This window comes from Pseudomonas brassicae, assembly GCF_010671725.1.
In the GTDB taxonomy this organism is placed as follows: Bacteria; Pseudomonadota; Gammaproteobacteria; order Pseudomonadales; family Pseudomonadaceae; genus Aquipseudomonas; species Aquipseudomonas brassicae.
In genome coordinates this window covers 1-1,993 of record NZ_JAAHBU010000251.1, presented here as the reverse complement: position 1 = coordinate 1,993, position 1,993 = coordinate 1, and the positions used below count along the sequence as shown (strand labels likewise).

Genomic DNA, 1,993 nt, shown 5'->3' with positions numbered 1-1,993 from the left:
CCTGCGCCTGGCCAACGGCCTGCCCTTGCCTGCCTGGGTGCGCTTCGACGCGCGCCAGGGCCAGGTGCAGGTCGAGGCGCGCCACCTGACGCGCTTCGGGCAGTTGCAACTGCAACTGCTGGCCCGCGACGCCAATGGCCACGAAGTACGCGTGCCGCTGCGCCTGCAAGCGGCCAGCGACACACGCGCTGACAGCCGCAGCACCAGCGGCGGCCTCAGCGAGCAGTTGAGTGCCACCGGCAACAGCGGCCTGCTGGCCCGCAGCCAGGCACTGCTGGCCAGCCTGATGGGCCGTTGAACCCTGCGGGCCGCCGGTTTCGAGCGGCCCGCAGGCGCCGGCATTAAGCAATCTTAATGAACCCGGGATTGCCCGATATTGGGAATCATTCTTATCTTAGCCGGCGTCGGGTCGACCGCACCGCTGCCGGTACGCCTTACTTCATTCGTTCAAGGGAAATCACGTGATCAAGAAGCATCTGCCAGGCCCACGCAAAGGCTTGCCGTTGAACCTCGCTGTCGGCCTGATGGCCATGGGTCTGAGCGCCTGCTCGATCACGCCCGAGCCATTGAGCCTGGACCAGCAGGTGGCCCAGGCCACCCGCGACCGCAGCACGATGTTCGACCACCAGGAGCCGGTCAGCCAGCCCATCGACCTGGACCAGGCCATGGCCCGCGCGGTCAAGTACAACCTGCAACAGCGCCTGGGCCTGATGGAGCGTGCGCTGGAAGACAACCTGCTCGACCAGCAACGCTACGACATGCTGCCCAAGCTGGCCGCACGGGCCGGCTGGCGCGGGCGTGACAACACCCTGGCGTCGTCCAGCGAATCGATCCGCACCGGCAGCCAGTCGCTGGAACCGTCCACCAGCCAGGACCGCTCGACCCACAGCGCCGACCTGCAACTGTCGTGGAACGTGCTGGACTTCGGGATCGGCTACTTTGGCGCCAAGGCCCAGGCCAACAAGGTGCTGGCCGCCGAAGAGCGCGCCGCCGGGTGATCGCCGACATCATCCAGCAGGTGCGCAGTGCCTACTGGGAAGCCGCCACCGCGCAGCGCCTGCAGCCGCAGGTGCAGCGTGCCCTGGCAGATGCCCGCCAGGCCCTGGAGCAGGCCCGCCAGACTGAACGCCAGCGCCTGCTGGCCCCGGTCGAGGCGCTGCGCTACCAGAAGGGCCTGCTGGAGATGGTGCGCCAGCTGGAGACCGTGGACGGCGAACTGGCCACCGCCAAGGCGCGCCTGGCCGGCCTGATGAACCTGCCACCGGCCACCCGTTTCGAGCTGGTGCCCCCCACCGAGCAGCAACTGCAGCAACCCAAGCTGGCCTACGCACTGGGCGACCTGGAGGCCATGGCCATGGTCAAGCGCCCTGAAGTACGCGAAGAGACCTACCAGGCGCGCAACGCGGTGCTGGAGACCCGCGCCGCGCTGCTGCGCCTGATGCCGGGTGCCTCGCTGTTCGTCGGCGGCAACTACGACAGCAACAGCTTTACCGCCAACAACAGCTGGGCCGATGCCGGCGTGCAGGTGAGCTGGAATTTGTTCAGCGTCCTCAGCTACCCGGCCATCAGCCGTACCGGCGAAGCCCGCCAGGCGCTGGCCGAGGTGCGTCGCCAGGCACTGCGCATGGCCGTGCTGACCCAGGTCAACGTGGCCTGGCAGCAGTATCACCAGGCGGTGCAGCTGTTCGAGCGTTCCAACGAGCTGCAACGGATCCAGCGCGGCATCCTGGTGCAGACCGAAAACGCCGTGCGCAGCGACGCGCAAACCGTGCTGGAGCAAGTGCGCACCAGCACCGAAACAGTCTTGGCCACCCGCGGCGCGACCGCAGCTTTGCCCAGTTGCAGACCGCCTACGGGGCGATCTACCAGGCCGCCGGCCTTGACCCACTGCCCGAGCGCCTGGCCGGCGATTCGGTTGCCGAACTGGCCCAGGCCATCGCCCGCAACAGCCTGGCACTGGCCAACGGCGCGGTGCAGGCGCCGCAGCTGGGCG

At 68.3% G+C, this 1,993-nt stretch carries 3 protein-coding genes; all 3 read left to right on the top strand.

Features of this window, described 5'->3' with window-relative positions:
• On the top strand, positions 1 to 298 hold a 298-nt coding region (locus tag G3436_RS17140), incomplete at its 5' end, for a hypothetical protein (RefSeq protein WP_163947251.1).
• 163 nt (positions 299 to 461) lie between these two features.
• Complete coding sequence (locus G3436_RS28600) at positions 462 to 998, top strand: TolC family protein (RefSeq protein WP_338001277.1); 537 nt, start codon at positions 462 to 464, stop codon at positions 996 to 998.
• The coding region (locus G3436_RS28595; RefSeq protein WP_338001276.1) for a TolC family protein at positions 995 to 1,993 on the top strand (999 nt) is incomplete at its 3' end. The genes G3436_RS28600 and G3436_RS28595, both read left to right, overlap by 4 nt.